Annotated in this window: 25 protein-coding genes, 1 other RNA gene and 1 pseudogene; 12 read left to right on the forward strand and 15 right to left on the reverse strand. The window is 67.5% G+C overall.

The window, feature by feature from the left end:
* On the reverse strand, positions 1-921 hold the full coding sequence (locus AC5Y5E_RS01270) for an HpcH/HpaI aldolase/citrate lyase family protein (protein ID WP_499901831.1): 921 nt from the start codon (positions 919-921) through the stop codon (positions 1-3).
* A gap of 73 nt (positions 922-994) precedes the next feature.
* Positions 995-1,810, reverse strand: coding sequence for a hypothetical protein (locus AC5Y5E_RS01275; protein ID WP_499901193.1), 816 nt, complete (start codon positions 1,808-1,810; stop codon positions 995-997).
* Between the two features lie 145 nt (positions 1,811-1,955).
* Between AC5Y5E_RS01275 and AC5Y5E_RS01280 the strand changes: the two genes are divergently transcribed.
* From AC5Y5E_RS01280 to AC5Y5E_RS01295, 4 genes are all read left to right on the forward strand, one after another.
* Positions 1,956-2,240, forward strand: a complete 285-nt coding sequence (locus tag AC5Y5E_RS01280; RefSeq protein ID WP_499901194.1) for a WGxxGxxG family protein — start codon at positions 1,956-1,958, stop codon at positions 2,238-2,240.
* A 108-nt stretch (positions 2,241-2,348) separates the two neighbouring features.
* Positions 2,349-2,915, forward strand: coding sequence for a hemerythrin domain-containing protein (locus tag AC5Y5E_RS01285; protein ID WP_499901195.1), 567 nt, complete (start codon positions 2,349-2,351; stop codon positions 2,913-2,915).
* 28 nt (positions 2,916-2,943) lie between these two features.
* Complete coding sequence (locus AC5Y5E_RS01290) at positions 2,944-4,407, forward strand: protein adenylyltransferase SelO (RefSeq protein WP_499901196.1); 1,464 nt, start codon at positions 2,944-2,946, stop codon at positions 4,405-4,407.
* A 39-nt stretch (positions 4,408-4,446) separates the two neighbouring features.
* Entirely contained in the window at positions 4,447-4,698 is a 252-nt protein-coding gene (locus AC5Y5E_RS01295) for a hypothetical protein (protein ID WP_499901197.1), read from the forward strand.
* A 9-nt stretch (positions 4,699-4,707) separates the two neighbouring features.
* Here the strand turns inward: AC5Y5E_RS01295 and AC5Y5E_RS01300 are convergent, their stop codons facing one another.
* Complete coding sequence (locus tag AC5Y5E_RS01300; protein ID WP_499901198.1) at positions 4,708-5,535, reverse strand: LLM class F420-dependent oxidoreductase; 828 nt, start codon at positions 5,533-5,535, stop codon at positions 4,708-4,710.
* Positions 5,517-5,927, reverse strand: coding sequence for a DUF4267 domain-containing protein (locus AC5Y5E_RS01305; protein ID WP_499901199.1), 411 nt, complete (start codon positions 5,925-5,927; stop codon positions 5,517-5,519). The genes AC5Y5E_RS01300 and AC5Y5E_RS01305 overlap by 19 nt, the downstream gene beginning before the upstream one ends.
* Positions 5,928-6,310: 383 nt before the next feature.
* Here AC5Y5E_RS01305 and AC5Y5E_RS01310 point away from each other — a divergent pair, with 383 nt between their 5' ends.
* The 5 genes from AC5Y5E_RS01310 to AC5Y5E_RS01330 all read left to right on the forward strand — a co-directional run bounded on the left by AC5Y5E_RS01310 (position 6,311) and on the right by AC5Y5E_RS01330 (position 9,850).
* Positions 6,311-7,003 carry a TetR/AcrR family transcriptional regulator gene (locus AC5Y5E_RS01310; protein WP_499901200.1) on the forward strand — a complete coding sequence of 231 codons (693 nt, stop codon included), beginning with the start codon at positions 6,311-6,313 and terminating at the stop codon, positions 7,001-7,003.
* A 124-nt stretch (positions 7,004-7,127) separates the two neighbouring features.
* On the forward strand, positions 7,128-7,775 hold the full coding sequence (locus AC5Y5E_RS01315; protein WP_499901201.1) for a TetR/AcrR family transcriptional regulator: 648 nt from the start codon (positions 7,128-7,130) through the stop codon (positions 7,773-7,775).
* A 119-nt stretch (positions 7,776-7,894) separates the two neighbouring features.
* A complete protein-coding gene (locus AC5Y5E_RS01320; RefSeq protein WP_499901202.1) occupies positions 7,895-8,485 on the forward strand; it encodes a DUF732 domain-containing protein in 591 nt (196 codons plus the stop codon).
* A gap of 193 nt (positions 8,486-8,678) precedes the next feature.
* Complete coding sequence (locus tag AC5Y5E_RS01325; protein WP_499901203.1) at positions 8,679-9,146, forward strand: DUF732 domain-containing protein; 468 nt, start codon at positions 8,679-8,681, stop codon at positions 9,144-9,146.
* Positions 9,147-9,157: 11 nt separating this feature from the next.
* On the forward strand, positions 9,158-9,850 hold the full coding sequence (locus AC5Y5E_RS01330) for an N-acetylmuramoyl-L-alanine amidase (RefSeq protein WP_499901204.1): 693 nt from the start codon (positions 9,158-9,160) through the stop codon (positions 9,848-9,850).
* Between the two features lie 7 nt (positions 9,851-9,857).
* Here AC5Y5E_RS01330 and glnA read toward each other — a convergent pair whose 3' ends face one another.
* Entirely contained in the window at positions 9,858-11,294 is a 1,437-nt protein-coding gene (glnA, locus tag AC5Y5E_RS01335) for a type I glutamate--ammonia ligase (RefSeq protein ID WP_499901205.1), read from the reverse strand.
* Between the two features lie 289 nt (positions 11,295-11,583).
* Between glnA and AC5Y5E_RS01340 the strand changes: the two genes are divergently transcribed.
* Together AC5Y5E_RS01340 and AC5Y5E_RS01345 are read left to right on the forward strand one after the other, a co-directional pair.
* Positions 11,584-13,344: an NAD-binding protein gene (locus AC5Y5E_RS01340; protein WP_499901832.1), complete on the forward strand. Its 1,761-nt coding sequence runs from the start codon at positions 11,584-11,586 to the stop codon at positions 13,342-13,344.
* Between the two features lie 25 nt (positions 13,345-13,369).
* Positions 13,370-14,092: a M15 family metallopeptidase gene (locus tag AC5Y5E_RS01345; RefSeq protein WP_499901206.1), complete on the forward strand. Its 723-nt coding sequence runs from the start codon at positions 13,370-13,372 to the stop codon at positions 14,090-14,092.
* On the opposite strand, the gene AC5Y5E_RS01350 is transcribed toward AC5Y5E_RS01345, so the two are convergent.
* The 8 genes and pseudogenes from AC5Y5E_RS01350 to AC5Y5E_RS01385 all read right to left on the reverse strand — a co-directional run bounded on the left by AC5Y5E_RS01350 (position 14,089) and on the right by AC5Y5E_RS01385 (position 22,505).
* Entirely contained in the window at positions 14,089-15,666 is a 1,578-nt protein-coding gene (locus AC5Y5E_RS01350; protein ID WP_499901207.1) for a serine hydrolase domain-containing protein, read from the reverse strand. The two genes, AC5Y5E_RS01345 and AC5Y5E_RS01350, sit on opposite strands and share 4 nt — an antisense overlap.
* 28 nt (positions 15,667-15,694) lie before the next feature.
* On the reverse strand, positions 15,695-16,594 hold the full coding sequence (locus tag AC5Y5E_RS01355) for an N-acetylmuramic acid 6-phosphate etherase (RefSeq protein ID WP_499901833.1): 900 nt from the start codon (positions 16,592-16,594) through the stop codon (positions 15,695-15,697).
* A gap of 90 nt (positions 16,595-16,684) precedes the next feature.
* Positions 16,685-17,299, reverse strand: a pseudogene (locus AC5Y5E_RS01360) (BadF/BadG/BcrA/BcrD ATPase family protein); the annotation flags it as partial.
* A 115-nt stretch (positions 17,300-17,414) separates the two neighbouring features.
* A complete protein-coding gene (gene lipY / locus AC5Y5E_RS01365; RefSeq protein ID WP_499901208.1) occupies positions 17,415-18,605 on the reverse strand; it encodes a triacylglycerol lipase LipY in 1,191 nt (396 codons plus the stop codon).
* Between the two features lie 229 nt (positions 18,606-18,834).
* On the reverse strand, positions 18,835-19,599 hold the full coding sequence (locus AC5Y5E_RS01370) for an SDR family NAD(P)-dependent oxidoreductase (protein ID WP_499901209.1): 765 nt from the start codon (positions 19,597-19,599) through the stop codon (positions 18,835-18,837).
* Positions 19,596-20,627 carry a phosphotransferase family protein gene (locus AC5Y5E_RS01375; protein ID WP_499901210.1) on the reverse strand — a complete coding sequence of 344 codons (1,032 nt, stop codon included), beginning with the start codon at positions 20,625-20,627 and terminating at the stop codon, positions 19,596-19,598. Before AC5Y5E_RS01375 ends, AC5Y5E_RS01370 begins: the two co-directional genes overlap by 4 nt.
* Positions 20,624-21,214: a TetR family transcriptional regulator gene (locus AC5Y5E_RS01380; protein WP_499901211.1), complete on the reverse strand. Its 591-nt coding sequence runs from the start codon at positions 21,212-21,214 to the stop codon at positions 20,624-20,626. The genes AC5Y5E_RS01375 and AC5Y5E_RS01380 overlap by 4 nt, the downstream gene beginning before the upstream one ends.
* Positions 21,204-22,505: an acyl-CoA dehydrogenase family protein gene (locus AC5Y5E_RS01385; RefSeq protein WP_499901212.1), complete on the reverse strand. Its 1,302-nt coding sequence runs from the start codon at positions 22,503-22,505 to the stop codon at positions 21,204-21,206. Before AC5Y5E_RS01385 ends, AC5Y5E_RS01380 begins: the two co-directional genes overlap by 11 nt.
* Between AC5Y5E_RS01385 and AC5Y5E_RS01390 the strand changes: the two genes are divergently transcribed.
* Positions 22,459-23,589 carry an NADPH:quinone oxidoreductase family protein gene (locus AC5Y5E_RS01390; protein ID WP_499901213.1) on the forward strand — a complete coding sequence of 377 codons (1,131 nt, stop codon included), beginning with the start codon at positions 22,459-22,461 and terminating at the stop codon, positions 23,587-23,589. The genes AC5Y5E_RS01385 and AC5Y5E_RS01390 overlap by 47 nt on opposite strands.
* A gap of 132 nt (positions 23,590-23,721) precedes the next feature.
* On the opposite strand, the gene ssrA is transcribed toward AC5Y5E_RS01390, so the two are convergent.
* Together ssrA and AC5Y5E_RS01400 are read right to left on the reverse strand one after the other, a co-directional pair.
* Positions 23,722-24,089: a transfer-messenger RNA gene (ssrA, locus tag AC5Y5E_RS01395) on the reverse strand.
* Positions 24,090-24,178: 89 nt separating this feature from the next.
* Positions 24,179-25,024: a maleylpyruvate isomerase family mycothiol-dependent enzyme gene (locus AC5Y5E_RS01400; RefSeq protein ID WP_499901214.1), complete on the reverse strand. Its 846-nt coding sequence runs from the start codon at positions 25,022-25,024 to the stop codon at positions 24,179-24,181.
* Positions 25,025-25,038: the final 14 nt, after the last annotated feature.

The raw sequence follows: 25,038 nt of genomic DNA on the forward strand, positions 1-25,038 counted from the left end.
CTAGTAGTGATAGGTATCCGACGGCGCGGGCGAGTGAACCCTTTCCTCGTCGTCGAACTCCGACACCTCGATGCCGTACGCGCGGCCCAGCTCGAGGATCTTCGTGGCCCGCGCGATCCGCGGCAGGTCGGAGCCGTTGCGGATCTCTCCCCCGTCACGTTCGAACTCGGCGAAAAACTCCTTGGCCCAGGAGATTTCGTCCTGCGATGGCGACAGCCCCTCGTTCACCACCGCGCACTGATCCGGCGTCAGGCAGATCTTGCCGGTCATCCCGAATTCGACGGAAACGGCCGTGGCCTCGATGAGCTTCAACGCGTTGGAGCCGATCGTCGGCCCATCGATCGCGCTCGGCAGGTTGGCGGCCTTCGCGGCGATGGTGAAGCGCGAGCGGGCGTACGCCAGGGTGCTCGGGTCCTCCCCAAAGCCGGTGTCGCGGCGGAAATCACCGATCCCGAACGCGAGCCGGAAGGTGCCTTTGGCCGCGGCGATCTCGGTGATGCGCTCCAGGCCCCGGGCCGTCTCGACCAGCGCCACGATGGGCACGTTCGGCAAGCGTTGGGCGGTCTCGGTGACGTGGTCCACCGATTCGACCATCGCCAACATCACCCCGCCGACGGGCGTACCGGCCAGCGCCGCGAGATCGTCGGCCCACCATGGGGTGCCGAAACCGTTGATGCGGACCCAGTCGGTGTTGCCGGCGCCGAGCCAGCGCACGACGTTGTCGCGGGCGGCCTGCTTGTCCTTGGGTGCCACCGCGTCCTCGATGTCGAGGACGACGATGTCGGCGCGGGAATGCGCCGCGGACTGGAACCGGTCGGCGTGCGCGCCGTTGACCAGCAGCCAACTGCGGGCAAGCACGGGATCGATGCGCCAGCCGATGTCGGCGGGATCCGGCGCCTGGTCGTCGACCTGTTCATACATCTGATCTGTCGCCATGTTCATTCCGTTGGGTGAAATTCGTGTTTCTTACCGTAGTCGCCGGGCGAACCGACGATCACCCGGGCTTGTGCGAGCGCCGCCAGAGCAAGCCACCCACCGCCAGGACGGCGAACACCAGGAACGCGGCCAGCAACGACTGCAGCGCAAAGACCGCGAAGTCGTTGACGTCGTAGGAGTCACCGTCGGAGGCACACTGGAAGCTCACGCTGGTCCCCGACTGGCCCGGCTTGTAGCTGTAGTGCGAGGTGTTGTACGTCATCTCGTATCCGCCGCGGCACACGATGGGGCTCATCCACAGCGCGCTGGACGGGATGAGGGCGGTGGCCGCCGCCGCGATGCCGACGCAGAGGCCGATCCCCCCGCCCAGCAGCGCGACGATCGGCCCGATCCAACCGGCCCCGGATAGCTTGCGCCGCGGCGCGGCGAAGCCCTGACCGCCATCCGCTCCCCGCCGGCCCGGTGCCAGGAAAACCGGATCGGAGGGGTCGCAACGCTGGAAAACGACCTGTCCCCCGACTTTGATGCTGCCGCCGGCGCGCAGGCCCGCGCGGTCCAGGGCGTCCCTGTACTGCTGCTGCGACAGGCCCGCATCGACGACGGCGCGTTTAAGGGCCTCCCGCGGTGGCGTAGCACCCGGTCCCCCGAAGGGTTGCCCGCGATCGGCCTGCAGGGCCTGCGCCAGCCGGCGCGCGTGCTCGTCGATGGCGGCCATCTGCGCGGCGGAGACCTCGGCCGGCTCCTCGACGGGTTGGACTGCACCCGCGGCCGCCCTGGCGTCGGCCAGCTGACGCTCCAGATCCGCGATGCGCTTCTGCTGGGCGAGCTGAAGCTCCAGCTCGGCGATGCGCTGTTGCGGGTCCTGCTGATCCATCAGCAAATGATCGCACTTCGCAAAAATCCTCGGGCGACGCTTCGGGCCTTGTTCTCGCGTCGCTTTTCGTTGGGCTAGAAGCGACTGGTCCCAAACTCTTTCTCACTCATTCGCTCGATCGAGCAGAACGAATTCAGGAGCAAACATGCGTAAGACAATTGCCGTCATTTCTGCCACCGGGGCGCTGCTATTCGGCGGTGCGGGCGTCGCCAATGCCACCATTCAGGGTGCTCCGGCGCCGTCGTCGACCACAACGACGTTGGCGGACAACAACAATGGCCAGAACACCGACCGACACAGCGACAACAACGGCTTGTGGGGGCTGCTCGGCCTGCTCGGCCTCGGTGGACTCGTGGGGCTGAAGCGCCGCAAGGACACCGACGCGGTCACCGGCGTCGCGACACCCACGACCCCCGGGCGTGGCGTCTAACCGTTTCCGCCGAAGCCCCCGTCAGGCACCACGTCTGGCGGGGGCCGGCGTTTACGCATTTCCCCACCGGGTATTTCTTCAACTCCCCTATCACTGGAGGTATCGGCGATGGCCGAGATGATTGTCCAATCACCCGAGGAGGTTGTCGCGTTCCTCAAAGCGCAGCACAACCTCATCGAGGACATGTTCGACGAAGTGCTGCACGCGTCAGATCCCAAGGCGCGTGAGAAGCCGTTCGTGGAGTTGCGCCAATTGCTGGCCGTGCACGAGACGGCCGAGGAGATGGTGGTGCATCCGCGGATGCGCCGCGAGGGCAACGACGGCGACGCGATCGTCGACGCCCGGCTGAAAGAAGAGCACGACGCCAAGGAGCTGCTGTCGCGGATCGAAAAGCTCGATACCACCTCACAGGAGTTCGTCGACGAGCTGACCAAGCTGCGCGACGCGGTGCTCGACCACGCCCGGCACGAGGAGGACGAGGAGTTCCCCGTGCTGCAGCGCGAAGTCGACCACAACGACCTCAAGCGGATGGGCTCGGCGGTGCGCGCGGCCGAGGCCATCGCGCCCACGCGCCCGCATCCGGGCGTGGAATCGGCGAAGCTGAATTTCGCCGTCGGGCCGTTCGCCTCGATGCTCGACCGCGCCCGGGACCTGATCGGCAAGGCCGTCGGATAGCGCACGGCTTTTCCGTAGTCTCGGTGAAGTGAGCGCTGCGCCGGACACCACCGTTGCTTTGCAGGACCGGTTCTTTCGCCAGCTGCCGGAAATGGCCGTGCGCTGGCAGGCCGAAGCGGCCCCCGACTTGCGGCTGCTCGCGATCAACGAGCCACTGGCCACGGAGCTCGGCATCGACGACGGCTGGCTGCGCAGGCCCGACGGGCTGCGGTTCCTGGCGGGCAACCTCGTCCCCAGCGGCGCCACCCCGGTGGCCCAGGCCTACTCGGGCCACCAGTTCGGCGGGTACGTCCCGCGGCTGGGCGACGGGCGCGCCCTGCTGCTGGGCGAGCTCGTCGACGACCGGGGCCGCCTGCGCGACATCCACCTGAAGGGTTCCGGCGCGACGCCGTTCGCGCGCGGCGGCGACGGCCTGGCCGCGGTGGGCCCGATGCTGCGCGAGTACATCGTCAGCGAGGCGATGCACGCGCTGGGTGTCCCCACGACACGATCGCTGGCCGTGGTCGCGACCGGACGGCCGGTGCAGCGCGAGACGGTGCTCCCCGGCGCGGTGCTCGCCCGCGTCGCCAGCAGCCACCTGCGGGTGGGCAGCTTCCAATACGCGTCCGCCACCGGCGACATCGATCTGCTGCGGCGCCTGGCCGACCATGCGATCGCGCGCCACCATCCCGGCGCGGCGGAGGCCGGGCGGCCCTACCTGGCCCTGTTCGAAGCGGTGGTCGCAGTCCAAGCATCGCTGGTCGCCCAATGGATGCTGATCGGTTTCGTGCACGGGGTGATGAACACCGACAACATGACGATCTCCGGCGAAACCATCGACTACGGACCGTGCGCCTTCATGGAGGCCTACGACCCGGACACGGTCTTCAGCTCGATCGATTTCTGGGGGCGCTACGCGTACGGCAACCAGCCGGTCGTCGCCGGATGGAACCTCGCCCGGTTCGCGGAGTCACTTATTCCGTTGCTCGCCAACGACGTTGAGGAGGCGGTGGCGCTCGCCGAGGAGGCGTTCGGAATCTTTAGACCCAGCTACGACGCGGAGTGGTCGGCCGGGATGCGCGCCAAGCTGGGCTTGTCCGACGACGTCGACGCCGAGGTCCTCGGGCCACTGGTCGACGAGTTGCTCGCGCTGCTGAACGAGAGCAACGTCGACTACACGTCGTTCTTTCGCCACCTCGGACGGGCGGCGCGAGGTGAATCCGAAGGCGCGCGCGGGCTTTTCATCAACCTCGCCGGGTTCGACGACTGGCTGTCACGGTGGCGAGCCCTGCGCCCTGACGCCGAATCGATGGACCGCATCAACCCCGTCTACATTCCCCGCAATCACCTCGTCGAGGAGGCGCTCACCGCGGCGACGGCCGGCGATCTCGGTCCGCTGACGCGCCTGCTCGCCGCCGTCACCGCCCCGTATGACGAACGGCCGGGCCTCGAGCGCTACGCCAGCCCCGCGCCGGAGGATTTCGGCGCGTACCAAACGTTTTGCGGCACTTGAACTATTGCGCGACGGCGCGGGACGTCCCAGAAGACGAAGATGAACCTTGTTGCCGTGGCGTTCGCCCGGGCCGCCAGGGTCGAGCCGAACCCGGATGATTGGCCGCAGCTGCGGCGCGCCCTGCTGTTCGGTCCGCTGGCACCGAGTTGTTTCCGGCTCGAAGGCCCGGACGCGCTGCCCGACGCGCCGGCCCGGTTCGCGTGCGACGCCGCCACATTTGGCGCGATCACGTCCAACGAGCTGACCGAGCGGGAGCGCAAGCATTTGTCACTGCTGCAAACGGCCGGTTAGGTCAACCGTTTACGCCAGTTGCGCGAACTCGGCGCGCAGCTCGTCCAACAGGCGAAGCGTCTCGTCGCGAGGCTCGGTGGGCAGCTCCACCAAAACCTGCTCGACCCCCAATTGGAGGTAGCCCGCGAGTTCCTTCGCCGAGTGCGTGCCCATGTGAGTGTTGATCACCGGCACGTCGTGGTCGGCGATGGCGCGCAGCTCCTCAAGCTGGCCGGAGAGCGCCTGCGCCGACGGAGCCATCGCGAGCCAGCCGGCGTTGAGCCGGGCGATGCGCTTGAAGCCCGCCGGCCCGCCACCGAGATACAGCGGCGGATATGGCTTTGTCATCGGCTTGGGCCAACTGTAGATCGGATCGAAGTCCACGAATTCGCCGTGGAACTCGGCTTTCTCCTGCGTCCAGATCTCGATCATCGCGCGCAGCCGTTCCTCGACCACGCGGCCGCGCACCGCCGGATCGACGCCGTGGTTGGCAATCTCTTCGCGCAGCCAGCCGACGCCCACGCCGAAGCGGAATCGCCCACCCGACACCAGATCAAGCGAGACCACCTCCTTGGCCGTCAGGATCGGGTCTCGCTGCGGGACCAACGCGATCCCGGTGCCCACGACCAGTTTCTGGGTCGCCACCGCCGCCGCCGTCAACGCCACGAAGGGATCCAGCGTGCGGTAGTACTTCGGCGGAATCGGACCGCCCATCGGATACGGCGTCTTGGCGTCGACCGGGATGTGCGAGTGCTCGGCCAGGAACAGGGAGGCGAACCCGCGCTCCTCGAGCGCCCGGCCCAACTCTACCGGGCCGATCCCTTCGTCGGTGATGAAAGTCAGGACGCCGATTCGCATGTGCGCTCCCCCTTCACCCCACCCGGGGCCCGTCGAGTCGCGCCCCAAAGCCCAACGCCGATACCGACGATGGCGCCCCCGAGCCCGATGAGCCGCTGAGACGGCTTCAACTTGTCGTGCACGCTCATCCCGCCGAGCAGGTCGGCCGCGTCGGCGCCGCCGGAGGCCAGGAACCAGCCGCGGGTCCCCTTGCCGCGCAGCGCCGCCGCGGTGAGCAGCCCGCCGATCAACGCATCGCGATAGCCCATGGAACGCAGCAACAGTCGCGCCGTCGGCGTCGGCTCCTCGGGATCTCCCCACAACCGGTTCGCCCCGAGGGGGTCGACAAGGAACGAGATGCCCGACGCCAGTCGTATGCTGCCCGCGAGGAGCGCAGCCCGGTCAATAGCCATGGCCCGCAGCCTAGAGCCAATCGCTCCGGTTCACGAGGATGGGGGTTCGCCCGGCGGTGAACCACAGTTCACTGAAATCGCCGTTTTCAAATTAGTAATTTGTCCAACGGGGGTCACGAAAAAGTTGTGGCTCGCTGGCCGACATCAGCAAACCCGTTCCTGTGAAACGCAATTGAGTTACCGCCGTTAACAACATGCGCGCGGCCCCGCCAAAATCCCCGAGACCAGCCACAAGTCCACAAGTTCAATATTGAGCGAAACAATTGTGCATTCGTCTAATAATGGTCTCGGCCAACATTTCTCCGACACACACGCAAACTCACCCGAGACGGGGTTCCCGAAAGTGCCGTGCACGGGCGATCAGCAGATTATTTTTACTACCTATGACGGGACAGGGGGATCCGCGGGCGCGTCCGCAGCAATATGGCGGTCACACGGTCACGCCACGGCGCAGGAAGCTTGCGCCCGACCCCGACGTGCGCCGCGCGATCGTCGACGCCGCCTCGAAATCGGTTCGCGAGCAGGGGGTTCGGGGGCTCAGCGTCGCCACGGTGCTGGAACGCGCGCAGCTGAGCACACGGGCGTTCTACCGGCACTTCGAATCGAAGGACCAGTTGGTTGCGGCGGTCTTTCTGGAGATGACACGCAGCGAGGTGTCGCGGCTGCGGGCCAAGATGTCGGACGCCACCGACCCGATCAAGGCGGTGGCCGCTTGGATCGACGGGCGGCTCGACCTCGCGTTCGACGAGGACATCCGGTCGGAGCTGCGGCAGGTGTCGCTGGAGGCCCAATCGAAAGCGTTCTCCACGCCCGAGACGGTCACGCCCGCGTATAGCGCCATCCTCGAGCCGCTCGTCGAGCAGCTCCAGCGGGGCCTGGAACTCGGCGTGTTCAAGGACATCGTCCCGACCGTCGCGGCCAAATCGATTCACGGCGTCGTATGGGCCGGCACACAGCGGCAGTGGGCGACCAACCATTGGGACCGCGACGACGTCCGCGACCGCGCGGTGCGGTTCTGCCTGCGCGGGCTGGGCGTGGCGCCCCAGACGATCGAACAAGTCACCGCCGCGAGTTAGGCGACGCGGAGTGAAACCAACAATTTTCACTCGGTTGACATTGACAGGTTTCCGGCACCGGATCGGCGGGGTACCTAGGCACCTATGAAACGTCTGTATAACCGGGCCACCCTCGTCTGACCTCATGACCAGCTCGTTAACGCAACGACGCAACAAGCTCGCCCCCGATCCCGACGTGCGGGGCGCCATCGTGGACGCGGCCGCCCAGTCGATGCACGATCACGGCGTCCGGGGGCTCAGCGTTGCTGCCGTGCTGGAGCGCGCGCAGCTGAGCACCCGCGCCTTCTACCGCCACTTCGACTCGAAGGATCAATTGGTCGCGGCGGTCTTCCTGGAGCTGGCCCTCCTGGAGACGCAACGGTTGAGAGGCAGGATGGCGCTTACCGCCAACCCGGTCGAAGCGGTGGTCGCCTGGGTCGACGGGCGACTCGAGCTCGCATTCGGCGAGAACGGCGACTCCGGTGCTCGCCGCCTGTCGCTGGAGGCTCATTCGAAGGCGTTCTCCTCCCCGGAGATGGCCGCGCCCGCATACGGCGCGATACTCGAGCCGCTCATCGAGCAGCTCGAGCGCGGCCTCGAACTCGGCGTGTTCGAGGACATCGTTCCGTCGACCGCCGCGAAATCGATTCACGGCGTGGTGTGGGCGGGCACCCAGCGGCAGTGGGCCACGCATCGTTGGGACCGCGCCGTCGTTCGCGAACGCGCGCTGCGGTTCTGCCTGCGCGGGCTGGGCGTGGCGCCCCACACGATCGAACGGGTCACCGCGGCCTAGTCACTTGGCCGGGCACCCCTCGGCGATTTGGATCGAAGCGGGCCACAGCGCGGCCGTCAGGCCGAAGGCCGCCACGTCGGACGCCGTCGGGAGCACGTTCTCCAGCTACGATGGCCGTCATGGCCGAGCCGTCTCCGGCTGCCGACGAAACGTTCGGGCTCAACCGCGCCGAGACGGTTGCCGTACCCAATCACGGGGCTTCGGATGAAGCCGATCGCACGTCCGCGCGCGACTACGACGACGTCGCGGCCGAACCGCCGGCCGAGCGCGAATCATGGAGCGCCACTTGGCGTAAAGCCGGCGCGCTACTGATGGGCGGTCTGGGGCTGGCCGGCGTGATCGTCCTGGGCTTCTGGCTCTTCAGCCCGCCCCCCAAAAGTCCGCAACCGGCCGCGCCCAACTCCGGCTCGACCGCATCCGCGGCGCCGTCGGCCTCGGCGACGGGACCATCGTCAATCGTGTCCACGCCGGATCAGGACAACAAGTACGTGCAGAACCTGAACGACCACGGCATCTCGTTCGCCAATCCCGAGGCCGCCATCCACAACGGCAAGGTGGTGTGCGACGACATCCGCCAAGGGATGACGGTGCCGCAGATCGTCGGGGCGTTTCGGACGAGCAATCCGGGCCTCGATGCCGACACCTACGTGAGCATCTCCGTCCACGCGTACTGCCCGCAGAACGCCAACCTGCTTGGCCCGGCGTCCTAGCGCGCACTGTACGGACCGCCGCCGCCGTGACAGACTGCGACATCGGCCATTGACGTGTCGTTGAACTCCGGAGCGCAAACGGTGCGATATTGATTGGACTTGGGGTTGCCTGGGGAGCCCGGGCGAGGGGTCGGCGTAGTCCACGAAGCGCGCGCGCCCTTGGCGACCATCCGGGAGTCGGAGGAGGCCGGGCATGACGGGAGGCCAAACCAGGCAGACGCCGGTTGGGGTCCTCATCGGAGGGGCGGCGCTCGCGGTGGCCGCCCTGGCGGGTCTCATCTCCGTGGGCGTGTACCTGTCGCGAGACAAAACGGCGATGTCGCCGGGGCCCGCAACGGTGACCGTCAGTGCCTCGAGCGCGGCCAACGCCCCGGCCGACGGGGCGGACGCTCAATTCCTGTCCACGCTCGACAGTTACGGGATCGGCGATAGCGGCAAGGAGGCCATCCGTCAGCGGTTCATGGAGCTCGGACACCACACCTGCTTCCTGATGTTGCCGCCGCGGCCGGAGCCGCTCGAGTCCACGGTAAACAACATCCTGGCCGCACAGAATCAGGACAGAGCCGCGGGCAATCCGTGGCCGAAGCGGTTCAGTAACGACGACGCCCTGCATTTGGCGCAGGCCGCGGTTGCTGCGTACTGCCCGGGCGCGGCGAAGTAGGAGCATCGGCCATGAACCGCCGTCAGCTGCTCCGGCTGGCCGGCGGCGTCGGCATGGCCTCCGCGGTCGGCGCGGGTGCGGCACGGATGGACGTTGCCTCGGCGGACCCAGCCGCCAGGTCGGCGCAATTGCTCTGCCGAGACGCATGGGGCGCGCGGCCCGCCCGCGCCGGCGGGAAGCCCCACACCATCACCCGGATGACGCTGCACCACGAGGCGGTGGTCCTCGGCGACAACCGTAATGCCCCGAGCCACCTGCGCCAGGACCAGCGGTATCACCAAGACGACAAGGGATGGATCGACATCGCGTATCACGTCGGCGTAGATCGCAACGGCAACATCTACGAGCTGCGAAGCACCGAATTCGCAGGCGACACCGCGACCGACTACAACACGACTGGCCATTTCCTGGTCCTCTGCGAAGGCGACTTCGATCAAGAGTCCGTGTCGGAGGCCCAGCTTCAGGCAGCCGCCCTAGCGTTCGCCTGGGCCGCCCAGAACTTTCACGTCGCCAGCAGCACATTGGCGGGCCATCGCGATCTGGCCGCGACTTCGTGCCCGGGCGCGAACCTCTACGCCCATCTCTCGTCGGGTGACCTCAAGCGGCGCATTGACGACCTGCTGGCCGCAGGCCCGGTGGACCTCCAGCGGTTTTGCGGACCCGACGCGGCCGCGAAAGTCGCGGCCATCGAGGCGGGGAATTGACCACGCTTCACACGTCGTAATACAGGGCGAACTCGTACGGGGTCACCCGGAGGTTGAACGGCGCGATCTCGTAATCGCGCTTGTAGTTGATCCACGTCTCGATCAGATCGGGAGTGAAAACGCCTCCGTCGGTTAGGTATTCGCTGTCCTCCTCGAGACGGTCGATCACTGTGGACAGCTGGGTGGGGGCCTGCACGATCTCGGCGGCCTCCTCGGGCGGCAGCTCGTAGAGGTCCTTGTCGATCGGGGGTGGCGGCTCGATCTTGTTCTTGATGCCGTCCAGGCCGGCCATCAGCATGGCCGAAAACGCCAGGTATGGGTTGCCCGACGAGTCGGGGCAACGGAATTCCAGCCGCTTGGCCTTCGGGTTGTTGCCGGTGATCGGGATGCGCACGCAGGCCGAGCGGTTGCGCTGGCTGTAGACCAGGTTGATGGGGGCCTCATAGCCGGGAACGAGGCGCTTGTAGGAGTTGACGGTGGGATTGGTGAACGCGAGCAGCGACGGAGCGTGGTACAGCAGACCGCCGATGTAGTGTCGCGCGGTGTCCGACAGGCCGGCGTAGCCCTCCTCGTCGTACATCAGCGGGACCCCGTCCTTCCACAGCGACTGGTGGCAGTGCATGCCGGAGCCGTTGTCGCCGAACAGCGGCTTGGGCATGAACGTCACGGTCTTGCCGGCCTGCCACGCGGTTTGCTTGACGATGTACTTGTACATCTGCAGGTCGTCGGCCGCGTGCAGCAGCGTGTTGAACTTGTAGTTGATCTCGGTCTGGCCGCCGCTGCCCACCTCGTGGTGGCCCTTCTCCAGCGAGAAGCCGGCGTTGGTCAGGTTGGTGAGGATCCTGTCGCGCAGGTCGACGTAGTGGTCGGTGGGGGCGACGGGGAAGTAGCCGCCCTTGGGGCGGACCTTGTAGCCGCGGTTGGGGCTGCCGTCGGACTCGGTCTCTTCGCCGGTGTTCCACCACCCAGATGTCGCGTCCACCTTGTAGAACGAGCTGTTGATGTTGGAGTCGAACTTGACCGAGTCGAAGATGTAGAACTCGGCCTCCGGACCGAAGTAGGCGGTGTCCGCAATGCCGGAGCTGATCAGGTAGTTCTCGGCCTTGCGGGCGACGTTGCGCGGGTCGCGAGAGTACAACTCAAGCGTGAAGGGGTCGTGCACGAAGAAGTTGACGTTCAGCGTCTTGGCTTCGCGGAACGGATCCAGGGTCGCGGTTTCCGGGTCGGGCAGCAGCAGCATGTCGGACTCGTGGATCGACTGAAACCCCCGAATCGAGGATCCGTCGAAGGCCAGGCCCTCCTCGAACACGTTCTCGTCGAACACGTAGATCGGAATCGTGAAGTGCTGCATGGTGCCCGGCAGGTCGCAGAAGCGGACGTCGACGTACTCGATGTTCTCGTCCCTGACGAGTTTGAAGATGTCGTCGGGCGTGGGTTCTGACACGGCGTCCTCCTTCGCTTTGACGGGGCGCCCGGCGGACCTCGCCAGCGTTTTGTACACCTCGACTATTTCGTCAACGTGACGAGCGCGAGTCGAACCTGTTGCACCGCAGGACTTTCTGCATCCGCGCTCCTCCGGTGGCACTACCCCGACCGGTGGCCGATAGTCGTATGAACGAAAAGCGAAAGGCCGAACCATGAAGACGATGTCATCGGCTCCCCGGCTTAGGGCACAGATCGACCTTATCGACGAGCGCATGGGGCAGCCCGCTTCCCACCCGACGCGCGAGATCATGCATCGCGAAATCATCGTCGCCGGTGACGACGCGCTGTCGAGAACGATCGCCGAGGAGCTGCGGGGCGCCGGCGCGCGGATAATCAAGATCAACACCGCCGCCGATCTGCTTGGCGCCGGGGTACATCGCGCTCGCGCCGTCGTCTGCGCCGGGCCCAATGACGCGATAAACCTCGAAATCGCCTTGCTGGCAAGGCAATACAGCCCAAACGTCCGCGTCGTGGCCCGTCTGGCCAACGACGTGCTGCGCGAAGCGGTGTCCACCGTCAACGGCCCCGGCGCGATCCTGGACGTCGCCGAGCTCGCGACGCCGTCCCTCGTCGAGGCGGTCCTGTCGCGCAACGCGCACCAGTTCGACACGGCCGGCATCGAATTCGTCGTCTGGGGCGCCGAGGCGCCGCACGGCGGGACGCTGCGGGAGATCTACGGCGACCTGGCGCCGGTGGCGGTGGTCCACGGCAAGCAGTCACCCTCCCCCGGCGAGGTGGTGCCGTGCCCGGGACGGGATCAGCGGGTCTACACCGGCGACTGGACCTCGATGATCGGCGTCAAGGACGAGTTGGAGGCCCGCGGGATCACCGTGCCCCCACCGACCGCGACGCGCGCCCGCCATTCCCGGGTGCGCCACGCCATCGACGCCTTCCGCGCCATGCGCGACGACATCAACCCGATGCTCTATCCCTCGCTGGCGTTCGCGCTGTTCCTCACGCTCGCCGCGACGGCCGTGGTGCACTACACCTACCGGAACCCGCGGATGTCGTGGATCGACGCCCTCTACTTCACCTCCGAGACGATCACGACCGTCGGCTACGGGGACTTCAGCTTCGCCCAGCAAGCCCCTTGGCTGCGGCTGTTCGGGGTGGGGCTGATGTTCGGCGGTGCGATCGTCACCGCGATCCTGGTCGCGTTCCTCGCGGACCTGCTGCTGTCGCGCCGCTTCGTCCAGGGCGCCGGGCTCCGGCGGGCCCGCCACATGCGCGATCACGTCGTCGTCGTCGGCCTGGGTTCCGTCGGCATCCGGGTGGTGAGTGACCTGGCCGCGGCCGGATATGAAGTCGTGGTGATCGAGAGCGACGAGAACAACCGCTTCCTGTCGACCGCGGCAGAACTCGACGTCCCCGTGATCTTCGGGGATCCGGCGATGCGCCAGACGCTGGAGTCGGCCCGCGTCGATCGCGCCCGCGGGGTGGCGGTGGTGACCAGCGATGACATGGAGAACATCGAGACCGGGATCGTGTTGCTCGAGATCTTGGGATCCGATACCAAGAAGCCGATCGTCATGCGCGTGCAAGGCCGTGCGCTGAGCACCGCGGTGAATCAGCGGTTCGGTTTCGAAAACGTGCGGTCGATCGTCGACCTGGCGGCGCCCTGGTTCATCGGCGCCGCGATGGGTCTGCAGGTGCTGGGGACGTTTTGGGTGGGGCAGCGCTCGTTCATGGTCGGCGGGATGCTCGTGGCGGAGGGCAGCGAGTTGGACGGGCTGCGCATGGTCGACATGTCCACCCAAACGCGCGTGATCGCGATCATCCGGCCGGAGGGGCCGGTCAGGCTGCGCCCCCGCCGCGACGCCCGCCTGCAAGCGGGAGACACCGTCTACCTCATCGGCCCATACCGCGAGCTGATCGCGACGCTGCGCAAGGGCCAGCCCCCGCCGCTGACCGCGATCAACGGTGGCAGCGCGGCCTCACTGGCCGCGGCGCGTTCGCCGCATGCCCGACAAGCGCGCCGGCCCAGATGGGCGCAAGACACCGAGGTTTGAGGAAGTGGGCGGTAGCGTAGGGACGATGCCCTTCCAGCGGCCGGGTGCAGTGCTGGCGGAAGTGCTCGCAGCCGGCGTCGTGCTGGTGCAATGCACTGCCGCGCCACCGCACGCGGCCGCGCCGTCGCCGTCCGCCGCACCGTCATGGTCGGCCGCCGCGTCGTCGTCGGCGAGTCCACCGCCGGCACCCGCCGGTGCGATCGTGGAGCCGGTCAGCGCCGCCGAACTCGGCGCGACCTGGCGGCCGGGCTGTCCCGTCGAGCCGGAACAGCTGCGACGGGTCGACGTCAACTTCGTCGGCTTCGACGGCCAGACCCACCGCGGCCAGTTGATCGTGCACGAAGACCTGGTGCCCGACGTCGTCGCGATCTTCGAGCAGCTTTACCGCCTGGGCTATCCCGTCGAAAAGATGCAAACGGTCGACCATTACGCGGACGCGGACGACGAGTTGTCGATGGAGGACAACAACACGTCGGCGTTCAATTGCCGACTCATCCCCGGCACCGACGAGTGGTCGCCGCACGCCTACGGGCGCGCGATCGATATCAATACGCGTCTCAACCCCTGCCTCTACGCCAGTGGATATTTCGAACCACGCAACGCCGCGGCCTACCTGGACCGCACCCGCACCGACCCGGGGCTCCTGCATATCGGCGACCCCGCGGTGCACGCCTTCACCGATCGCGGCTGGCGTTGGGGCGGCGAGTGGACGGCGCCCCTGGACTACCAGCACTTCGAGCGGGTCTAAAGACCTAGGGCTCGTGCCGCCGCCGTCGCCACTTCCCCGCGCAAATCGGAGATCGGCTCGCTGCCCCGCGTATGGATCGAGTTCGTCAGCAGGACCACGTAGGTGTCCGAGCGCGGGTCTATCCAGACCGAGGTCCCGGTGAAGCCGGTGTGGCCGAAGCTGCCGATCGGAAAGCTCGCGCCGCGCGCCATGGACAGGGGCGTGTCGATGTCCCAGCCGAAGCCGCGCAGGTTCTGCCCCGGTATCGCCGGATAGTGCGGGGCGAGCAGCGAACGTGTCGCGTTTGGCCTCGTCGCGACCGCCTCCCGGATGGCGTCGTTGGCCGCCTGCAGTTGCCGAGGCGTGGCGCCCGGCTGCTGGGGAGCCGTCATCGCCTCCAAAGTCGTTTGGGTCAACGGGAATTCGCTCGGGCGGCCGGCAAGCCGATCGAGCAACGCCTGTGCATAGACGCCGATGTCGTGCGCCGTCGAGAACACACCGGCGTGCCCGGCCACCCCACCCATGCGCCGCGCCGTCGTGTCCTGCACCGTGCCCCGCAGCAGGTAGTCAAGGTCGGGATTCCTGGGCGGATCGGCCCTGCCCTCTTCATCGCGCGCCGTCGGCGCGATGCGCGGCAAGAGATCCGTGCTCCACGCGCCCGCGGGACACGCCTCCCCCGTTGACGCGGGAGCCCAGCCGATCGCGGCTCCCCGCACGGTGTGCGCACCGCAGGCCTTTGCGGCAGGGAGATAGCGGGTGTCTTCCAGTCCGAGCGGCCCGAATACGTGTTCGGCGACGTATTCGTCTTCGGGCTCGCCGGTGAGTCTCTCGATCAGCGCCCCAAGCAGAATGAAGTTGATATCGGAGTAGCGGAAACCCTCACCGGGCTCGGACTCCAGCGGCGTCGTGAGCGCGCGATGAACGCCTTCCGCTTTGTCCGCCCCGTCCAGTCCCCATGGATCTTTGAGTTCGACGTCGCCCGTCTCGCCGGACGTGTGGGTCAGCAACATGCGAACGGTCACCTTCGCGCGCCGCGGATCGTTCGCCTCGTTGAAGCCAGGTAAATACTGCTGCACGGGATCGTCGAACTGAACCTTGCCCTGCTCGTAGAGCTGCATGACGGCCGGCGCGGTGGCGAGGATCTTCGTCAGGGACGCCATGTCGAAGATCGTGTCCTCGGTCATCGGCTCGGCCGGCGCGGGCGACCCGTCCAGCCCGGGTTCGCCGGCGAGCTTGCGCGAGCCATAGGCCTGGTGGAAGGCGATCTGGCCGGCGTGGCCGATCACGACGACGGCACCCGGCAGCCTGTTCGCGGCAATCGCATCGTTGATCAGCTTGGAGACCGTGGCGAAGTCAGCGGCGGGGGCCACTTCGGGGGGCTTGGCGATTGTTGGTGGGCTGGGCGCAGGCGCAGGAGCGGGAGCGGGAGCGGCGGCGGCAGCCGGCGACGGCGTCGGCTGCGAACTGTCGCTCACCGCCGTGTTCGACGCCTGGCCGCGTGAGCAACCCGCCACGAGCGCAAGCACGGCAACTCCAACGGCGATGGCCTTCCGCTTACCGAAGGCGTAGCCGCTGAGCGAGCTGTCGACGTTCACGTGATTCCCCTGTGTCGGCCGGTGCCCATTATCGTGCCCTCCCGATAACTGCGTCACGCACGCGTCCCCGCGCCCGGTCGAGCCGCGCCGCGGCCTCGGCCGCGTCGACGGCGGCCAGCAGCGCCACAATCGCGGTCTTGGCGTGACCGCCCGCGGCGGCGAGCGCGGCGGCCGCGGACTCTTCGTCGACGCCGGCCGCTTCGCGGACGATCCGCACGGCGCGGCGGCGCAGCTTGGCGTTGGTGGCGCGGACGTCGACCATCCGCGGCCCGTAGGCCTTGCCGAGCCCGATCATCACGCTCGTCGAGAGCGCGTTGAGGACCACCTTCTGCGCCGTCCCCGCGGTCAGCCGTGTTGAGCCGGCGAGCACCTCCGGCCCGGTCGGCAGCTCGATCACGATGTCGGCGGATGCCTCGCTGCCCGGGTTGTTGACGATCGCGACCGTCAGCGCGCCCACCGCGCGCGCATGCGCGAGCGCCCCGAGCACGTACGGCGTTCGGCCGGACGCCGTGATCCCGACGAGCGCGTCGGCAACGGTCAGATCGGCGAGATCCGCGGCGTCGAACGCGTCCTCCGCGCCGTCGATCGCCTCGGTCAATGCCGCACGGCCCCCGGCGATTACGGCCCGCACCAAGTCGGTGCCGAACGTCGGTCCGCACTCGGCCGCGTCGAGCACTCCCAGCCGCCCGGGCGTGCCCGCGCCGGCATAGATCAACCGGCCTCCCCGCTCGAGCCGCGCGACGATGGCCTCGGCCGCCGCCGCGATCCGCGGAATCGCCGCCGCGACCGCGCCGTGCGCCTCGCCCTCGGCGGCGACGAGCAGCGCCACGATTTCGCCGATGGGCCTCAGGTCGAGGTCGTCGAGGCCGGGCCGGGAGGCCTCGGTGGCGAGCGCGTCGAGACCATGGCGGGGAGCCGCCGACCGCACCCGGATCACGTGCGGCTCGTGAATCGCGCCGAGCCGCAGCGCGCCGTCGAGCGCGTCGCCGGCGGCCGGGATCACGTCGAGCCGTTTGCGCAGGGCCGCCACCCCCGCCAGGCCGCCGACGATCGCGACCGGACCGTCCCCGGCCGCGCGGGCGGTCGCGGCGAGTGCCTCGGCGGCGGCGCCGACGATCGCCGACGCCACCGGATCATCTTCCGCGGCGAGGACGGCGGGCGCGAACGACGCCAGCGCCGCGGCGTCGCCGAGCTGCGCCGGCCAGGTCTTCGGCGCACCGAATCGGGCGCGGGCCGCGTCGAGCAGCGCGGTGGACGGGCCGCGGCCGTCGTGGGCGCGCAGCGCGGCGCGCAGGCCCGCGGCGCCGATCCACGCGCCGCCACCCTCGTCGCCCAGCCACGGGCCCCAGCCGTCGGCGGTACGCAGCGCGCCGTCGGCGTCGATGGCGAGCGCCACGACCCCGGTGCCAGCGACCAGCACGACACCCGGCTCCCCGTCCAGCGCGCCCGCGTGCGCGATCACGCCGTCGCTGGTCACCGCGACCCGCTCGGCCCGCAGCGACGCCAACAACGCCTCGCCCAGCGCGCGCGCCGCGTCCGGCGCCGCCAGCGCCCCGGCCGCGCCCACGATCACCTCGTCGACCGGCCCGAAATCGCGCGCGACGGCCAGGATCGCCGCCTGCGCTTCCCGCATTCCGCTGGGCGCCGCGAGGCCCAGCGCGCCCGGCCCCTCGGCCCTGCGGCCGCCCGCGGACGCCCGGCACGACGTCTTGCCCAAATCGATGGCGAGGATCACCGGATCACCCGCCTCAGTGCACGAGACCAAGTTCCTGGTCGATCTGCGCCCAGTACCGAGGGCCAGTCGGGGTTAGGAGAATCCAGTCGTGAACTTGGCCCTGCGCCAGCACGAAGCCCATCGGGGCGCCGTCGGCCAGGGCCGCCTGCTGGAGGGCGAGCGTCTCGTTATAGAGCGAATCGAGCGAGCCCGAGTAGACATAGGTCGGCGGAAGCCCGCTGAGCGACCCATACAGCGGGCTCACCTGATAGTTGGTCACCGGAAGGTTGTTCGCCCACACCCTGCCGATCTGCCCCCCGTCGTGCGCCAGGTCCAGCCAGGGGGACAGCAACACAATCGACGAGGGCACGGTTTGGCCGTGGGCCACCAGGTATTCGGCGGCCGCCAGGGCGAGGTTGCCGCCCGCGGAGTCACCGATCACGCTGACGTGCGAGGCTCCGTGCAGCCCGATCTGCGAGGAGATGAGGCCGGCAATGTTGGGAACCACCGTGCCCGCGGTGCCGCCCTGCTGCAGCAACGGGTAGATCGGCACCTCGATGGTCGCGCCGGTCTGGTAGGCCATCACCGTGTAATCGATCCAATGGAAGATCGACGGCGGCAGGATGAACGCGCCCCCATGGATGGCCACCACGTAGTCGCCGTTGGGATGAGCCGGCGTGATCTGTACGACGGGCATCCCGTTATAGCTGGTGTGCTGCACCGTTTCCCCGAGGAGCAGCGGCAACAACGGCGGCGGGTTGTTGGTCCCGACGATGCCGGTTAGCGGATTGTCGCCGGTAAGCAACGCCAGGAGCGGTGACTGTGGGTCCGCGAATAGAACATTGAATTCCTGGTTGAATCCGGCCGCCAGCGTCGTGGGGATCTGCTGGATTTCCTGCGGCACACCGAGCAGCGCCTGCTCGAGGGCCGCCAAAGGAGATGCGTTGGCCGCCTCGGCGGCGGTGTACGCGCCGGACGCACCGGTCAGCGCCTGCACGAACCAGTTGTGATAGGCCGCCGCCTGCGAGCTAAGCGCCTGATAGCCCAGGCCGTGGGCCGAGAACAACGCGGCGATCGCCTCGGAGACCTCGTCCTCGGCCGCGGCCAAGACCCGAGTGGTGGCGGCCGCCACGCCTTGGTCCGCCGTCGCCACCGTCGAGCCGATCGACGCGACGTTCGTGGCCGCGGCGGACATCATCTCTGGCAACGCAAGAACAAAGGACACCGCGCCGCTCCCATTACCCTCTGCGATCGCCGAACAGCCAGAGCTTATGCCCGCCGCGCGGAGTCAGGTAGGTGTTTGAAAGGACTGACCACGGCGATCATTGAATGCCGAAGGCAAAGACAGTTGTCGAGTCGTAGGTCTGGCCCTGCGGGAAATGACGCGAAATGACCTGCCGATACGCCGGAAGCGTTGATGGCATCAACAGCAGGCCGCAACCGCGGACAGCGCGTCATACAGCGACGCCGCCGTCGACGGTCATCAGTGATCCAGTGGTGTAGCTCGAGGCATCGGACAGCAGATAGACCACGGCGCCGACGATTTCGTCAGGACGTCCTATCCGATCCAGTGCGATGGGTCGCAGGATGTCAGGCAGGAGTGCAGGGTCCCGCACGAAGCCCGAAGCCGCGTCGGTGTCGAAGGTTCCGCAGATGATTCCGTTGACTCGAACACCCACTTGCGCGTATTCGATGGCGGTCGCGGTGGTCAGCGCATTCAACCCCGCCTTGGCCGCGGCGTAGACCGTGGTGACGGGCGTGGGTCTTACCGACGCAAGCGAGCTGACGTTGACGATCGATCCCCCGCCGGTGCGGGCCATGGCCGTTGCGGCCAGCGCCGTCAGGCGCGTCGGCCCCTTGAGATTGACGCCGATCACCTTGTCGAACAACGTCTCTGAGGTCTCCAGCAGCGACGGAGCCAATGGACTCATCCCGGCATTGTTCACCAGGCCGTCGAGCCGACCCCACCGTGCGGCGGCGGCATCGACGACGGCGTCCAGCGTGTCCCAGTGACCGACATGACAGGCCAGCGGATGAGCTTGACCGCCCGCATCGGTGATCCGGGCGGCGAGTTCTTGGCACGCCGACAGATTTCGACTCGCGACGATCACCCGCGCCCCGCGCTGCGCGAGGCCGAGGCTCATCGCCGCGCCGAGGCCCCGGCTGCCACCGGTGATCAGGACCACGCGGTCGCTGAGGTCGAACAGTGGATCGGTCATCGCGCGAACCTCCCGGCGCGCAGGAGGAGTTGGTCGGCGATAGGCCCGAAAACCTCGTGCAGTGGGTTGCGGGATTCACCGCGAAGGAACGTTGCGTAGGAACCTTCGAGCACGATGGCGAGCTTCCACGCGCTGAAGGCCTGATACCACCCGAATCGGGACAGGTCGCGTCCCGTGGCATCCGCGTAGCGGTTCACCAATTCCGAAGGCGGCTGGCAGGATTCGGACGCCATGCCGTTTGGCGTGCCCGGGGCGGCCAAGGCGATGGAGTTGCCCTCTTCGGGCCAGAAGATCATGGCCCATGCCAGGTCGATGAGCGGGTCGCCGACGGTGGTCATTTCGAAGTCGAGGACGCAGGCGACCCTCGGTGGCGCAGCTGGCGCCCAGATCAGGTTGTCCACCTTGTAGTCGCCGTGCATGACGGTCAGTTCGCCATGTTCGGGCATGTTCGTCTGCAGCCAGCGCGCGATGTCGTCGACGCCGACGAGGTCGCGGAGCCGGTAGCTGTCGAGTTGGGCCATCCAGCGATCGATCTGCCGGTCCAAAAAGCCTTCCGGGCGGGATATCTCGGCAAGCACGGTCTTGGTCCAGTCCACGGCATGGAGGTCGACGAGCGTGTCGATGAGTTGCTCGCCGATCAGCCGCTGCGAGCCGGGGTCGTCGCGCAGCGGCGGCGGCAACCCGTTACGGCGGATCACGCCACCCTCGACAAAGGACATCACGAAGAACGGGGCCCCGAGTATGGTGGCATCTTCACTCCACGCCAGCACGTGAGGCACCGAAACCCGCTGTGCCGCCAGCGACTCCATGATGCGCGCCTCGCGAACGACTTGGTGGGCCGTATCGGACACCGCGGTCCGCGGGGCGCGCCGCACCACCCACGATTCACCGAGCCGGCCGACGCGGAACATCTCGCAGCTACCGCCGCCGCCAATCGCGCTCACCTCGAGGTCGGCATCTTCGCCAGTTTCTTCAGCCAACCATGCGGCGAAGCGGCGCACATCGAAATCGACCGCAGCCGCGCTCATCGCATGTCTTCCTCGCGTGCGATGCCCTCGATGAGGTAGTCGATGTGGGTCGTGAACAATTCGTCGATCTCTTCGGCAGTCACGCCCTCCGGGTCACTGCCGGCCAGTCGGTTCCGGCGTCGAGACGATGCCGCCGACGGCGGGTGATCCATCGCGACGAAGCCCACGGTCGCCCACGTCAGCAGGCGGCACGCGCGAACCGCCGCGTCCGTCGACATTCCGTCGCGGCGCAGGCATTTCAACAGCGGTCTGGTCGCCTCCACATATGTCGGCCGCTTCACCTGCAGAAAGAGCCTGCTATCGGCGGCCGCGGTGAGGCGCCGGCGCATCTGCTGCGTCCACCGTCGGGCGTAGTCCGGCCAGGGTTCGTCGGGCTTCACGGCAGGCGCGACGTCGGAGAGGAAGTGCTCGGCGATCGCGCCCAAAAGGGCATCCTTGTTGCCGATCCGCGCGTACACCGGAGGCGGAGTCACCCCCAAACGCCCGGCCACGCTACGCATGCTGACCGCATCGAGCCCGCCCTCGTGCAGGATCTCCACCGCGGCGGCCACGATCTGCCCCGCGTCGAGGTCTATCTCATTGGGCACGGACACCCGCTTGCTCGCACAGTTGAGACCATTTCCGTTGCGCGGCGGGCCGACGCGAGGGCAGGTGCTCGGTTGGCCACCCCTCGACGGGCCGGTACTTCTTCAGCACGTGGCGCGCGAGCATCGACTTGTGCAACTCGTCGGGCCCGTCCCCAATCGGGCCGAATCGGGTCATGCGATACCACTGCTCGACGGGCAGATCGCCGGAATATCCCAACGCACCGCAGACTTGGATGGTCCGGTCGAGCACCGCCAGCACCACCTTGGACACGTGGGCCTTGACCATGCCCAGTTCGGCACGCACCGCGCTGGCCCCGTCACGATCCATCTTCCATGCCGTCTGGAATGTCAGCAGGCGCGCGGCTTGAATCTCCATGTGGGATAGAGCGATATAGTCCTGCACCATCTGGTGCTCGCCGAGCAGCCGGCCGTGCGATCGCCGAGACACCGCCCGCTCCCCCATGATGTCCAGGGCACGCTGGGCTTGACCGAGCCAGCGCATCGCATGATGAATGCGGCCGCCGCCGAGCCGCTGTTGCGCCAACCGGAACCCGTCGCCGCGGGTCCCGATCAGATGATCGCCGGGCACGCGGCAATCGTCGAACACCACCTCGGCGTGGTTGCCGCGACGGCCAAACTCGGGATCCGGGTGGGCCATCGTGGGAATCTCGCGCAGGATCTGCAACCCGGGCGTACCCGCCGGCACCACGAAGATCGACGCGTGCCGATGTGGACGACCGGCCGGATCGGTCTCGGCGACAACCAAAATGATATCGGCGCAGGATGCATTGGTGGTGAACCACTTGTGCCCGTTGATAACCCAGTCGTTGCCGTCGAGCACCGCCGTGGTGTCGATCACCGTCGGATCGGCACCAGCGAGGAAAGGCTCGGTCAAGGCGAACGCGCTGGAGATCTCCCCCCGCAGATTCGGATACAGCCACCGCTGCTTCTGGGCTTCGTCGGCGCCATGCGCGAGCAACTCCATGTTGCCGCTGTCGGGTGCCTGCACGCCGAACAACTCCATCGAGACCATGCAGCGGCCGATGATCTCTGACATCAGCGCGAGTTTGAGCTGACCGGAGCCCGAACCGCCGAGGCTGGGATCGAGAAACATCCCCCACAGGCCCTGGGACTTCACGCGGTCCTGCAGCATGCGCTTGACCGCCGCCCATTCCGCGGTCGGCAGCTCCGACAGGATGGGCTCCAGGGGGATGACTTCGGTGTCGATGAATTCGCGCATCCACGTGAGCTTCTCGTCGAACTCAGGGTCGGTCTCGAAGTCCCACGCCATTCTCGACCCCTTCCAATCGATCAAATCACAGTGTAATCATGGTGTGATCGTCATTGGCAATGCCGTCGACCAAAGGACTCCGATGAGAGCGTGGCAGGTGCACGGGGCCGGCGAGCCCGCGGACGTCATGCGGCTGGTGGAGCGGCAACTTCCCGATCCGGGACCGGGCCAGGTGAAAATCGAGGTATCCGCGGCAGGAATCGGATTGCCGGATGTCCTGATGTGCCGCGGCACCTACCCGCTCACTCCCCCGGTGCCGTTCACGCCCGGTCAGGAGCTGGCCGGCACGGTGATTGCGGTCGGTGAAGGCGTTGCCCTGTCCGTCGGCATGCGCGTCATGGGCGTCAGCGACTTCATGAATGGAAACGGTTCCTTCGCCGACGAAACACTCGCGCTGGTGTCCACCGTCCTTTCCGTCCCCGAGGCCATGGATGATGTTGCGGCCGCGGGCTTTTGGATTCCCAACATGACCGCGTGGATCGGACTGGTCGACCGAGGCCAGCTTCGGGCCGGCCAACGGCTCGCAGTCCTCGGCGCCGCAGGAGGCACTGGAATCGCCGCCGTTCAGCTGGGCAAGGCCCTCGGCGCCGAGGTCGTGGCCGTCGCCGGCGACGAGTCCCGGGCCGAATTCTGCCGGTCTTACGGTGCCGACCATGCGGTGGTGTGCAGGGGCGACACCGCCGCCGATGGCCGGCCGCTCGCCCAGGTAGTGCGCGAGCTCACCGATTGGCACGGTGTCGACATGATTTTCGACCCCGTCGGCGGCGCGCAAGGAACAAACGCGATGGGCGCACTCGCCCGCGACGGCAAGCACCTCGCCGTCGGATTTGCAAGCGGCACATGGGCGACGGTCAACGTGCAGATGATGACGCTAACCAACACGTCACTGGTCGGGGTCCTCGCCGCCGGCTATTCGCGCGAGCACATTGAGGGCATTCTGCACCGCCTGACGGCCATGGTGAACCGCGGCGAACTTCGCCGAACCATCCTAGAGACGGTGCCTTTCGGCGAGGTCCCCGAGGCGCTGACGCGGGTCGCGGCCCGAACGACGCTAGGGAAATGCGTTGTTGAAATCGGCAGGTGAGTTGCATCCAGGCAGGCGCCATCGGTCGCAACGGCCTAGGGGTCGTTCGCGCCATGACGCAGACCGCCTGAACCACTGCTAACAAAACAGAAAACTAGCCAGGCCTTTTGGCACTGACTAGTTTTTCTTCTGTTGTGGAGCTGCCGGGAATCGAACCCGGGTCCTACGGCATTCCCTCAAGGCTTCTCCGTGCGCAGTTCGCTATGCCTCTGCTCGGATCTCCTGGTCACGCGAACCAGCCAGGATGACGATCCCAGTCGCTGTGTATGTCCCGATGAGTCCCGCGACCGGACTCACCGGTGGATCCCTCTAGCTGACGCCAGGCTCCGGGTCGAGGGCGTTCCCGGTCTGACGGACTAGCTGTCGCTTAGGCAGCGAGAGCGTAGTCGCGCTGATGTGAATCGGCGCTTATATGGTTGCAACGACGCTTACGGTGGTCTCTTGCCTGCACCGGCACGCTTCCCTTGATTCGATGCGCGAAGTCGAAGCCGTTCAGCCCCTCGCATCCCCGCCGACTTTCGGCAGGACTATCAATGGTACGCCGCTCCCAACGAGCGGCTACGGAATTATGTTCCCGGCCAGGTGGCGGTCAGATCACAAAATTCAGGTTCTCGACGACCCGGTTGGCCACGTCTTGGTCGCCGCCGAGCTCGACGTCCTGCGCGCGGGCCGGGCACATCGGCCGCCCGCCGGACAGCCTGGTGAACTGCAGGCCGTCCAGCCGGATCGTCGCCGTCGGTTCCCGGCCGCCGAAGTCGTCGACGAGCTGCGCGCGTCCGTCGACGTTGACGCGGATGTCGCGGGCCACCGGGCCGGTCAGCTCGAACAGGATGCGCGAGCCGTCGGGCGCCTTGCCGCGCTTGCCCACCACGTAACCCATGGTGGCCGCGATCTCGTCGAGGGAAAGTTCCGCCGCCATCGAGTCGAGCTCGGCGTCGGACGACGGCCGCGCCAGCGCCTCCCGGATGTCCTGCTCGTGCATCCAGCAGTCGAACGCGCGCACCCGCATGAACCGGCCGTAGCTTTCCGGGCCCACCGGCGTGACCGTCACGGCGTTCCACTCCTCGTCCGACATGCTGGTCAGCACCTTGCGCCGGTCGGCGGTGATGTCCCTGAACCGTGCCAGCACTTCGGCGCCCGACTCCCCGCGCAGGTGGCGCACCCAGCACTCGTTCATCACGCCGATGTCGTTGCGCACGTGGTCGAGCGCCGAGACGTCGATGTCGGGCGGCGGGGCGGCAATGCCGGCGAGGAACGACTCGGTGCCGATGATGTGTGACACCACGGCCTTGACGTCCCATCCCGGCAGCGGCGTCGGCACCAGCCAATCGCCCTCGGGCAGCCCGTCGAGCAGCCCGTCGATGGAGTCCCACACGGCGAAGAGCCCGGACAGGACGTCGGATTTATCCAGCAGTGTGACGGGGCGGTCGGCCATGGTCGGATAGTAGG

Source organism: Mycobacterium sp. NGS54, assembly GCF_059812465.1.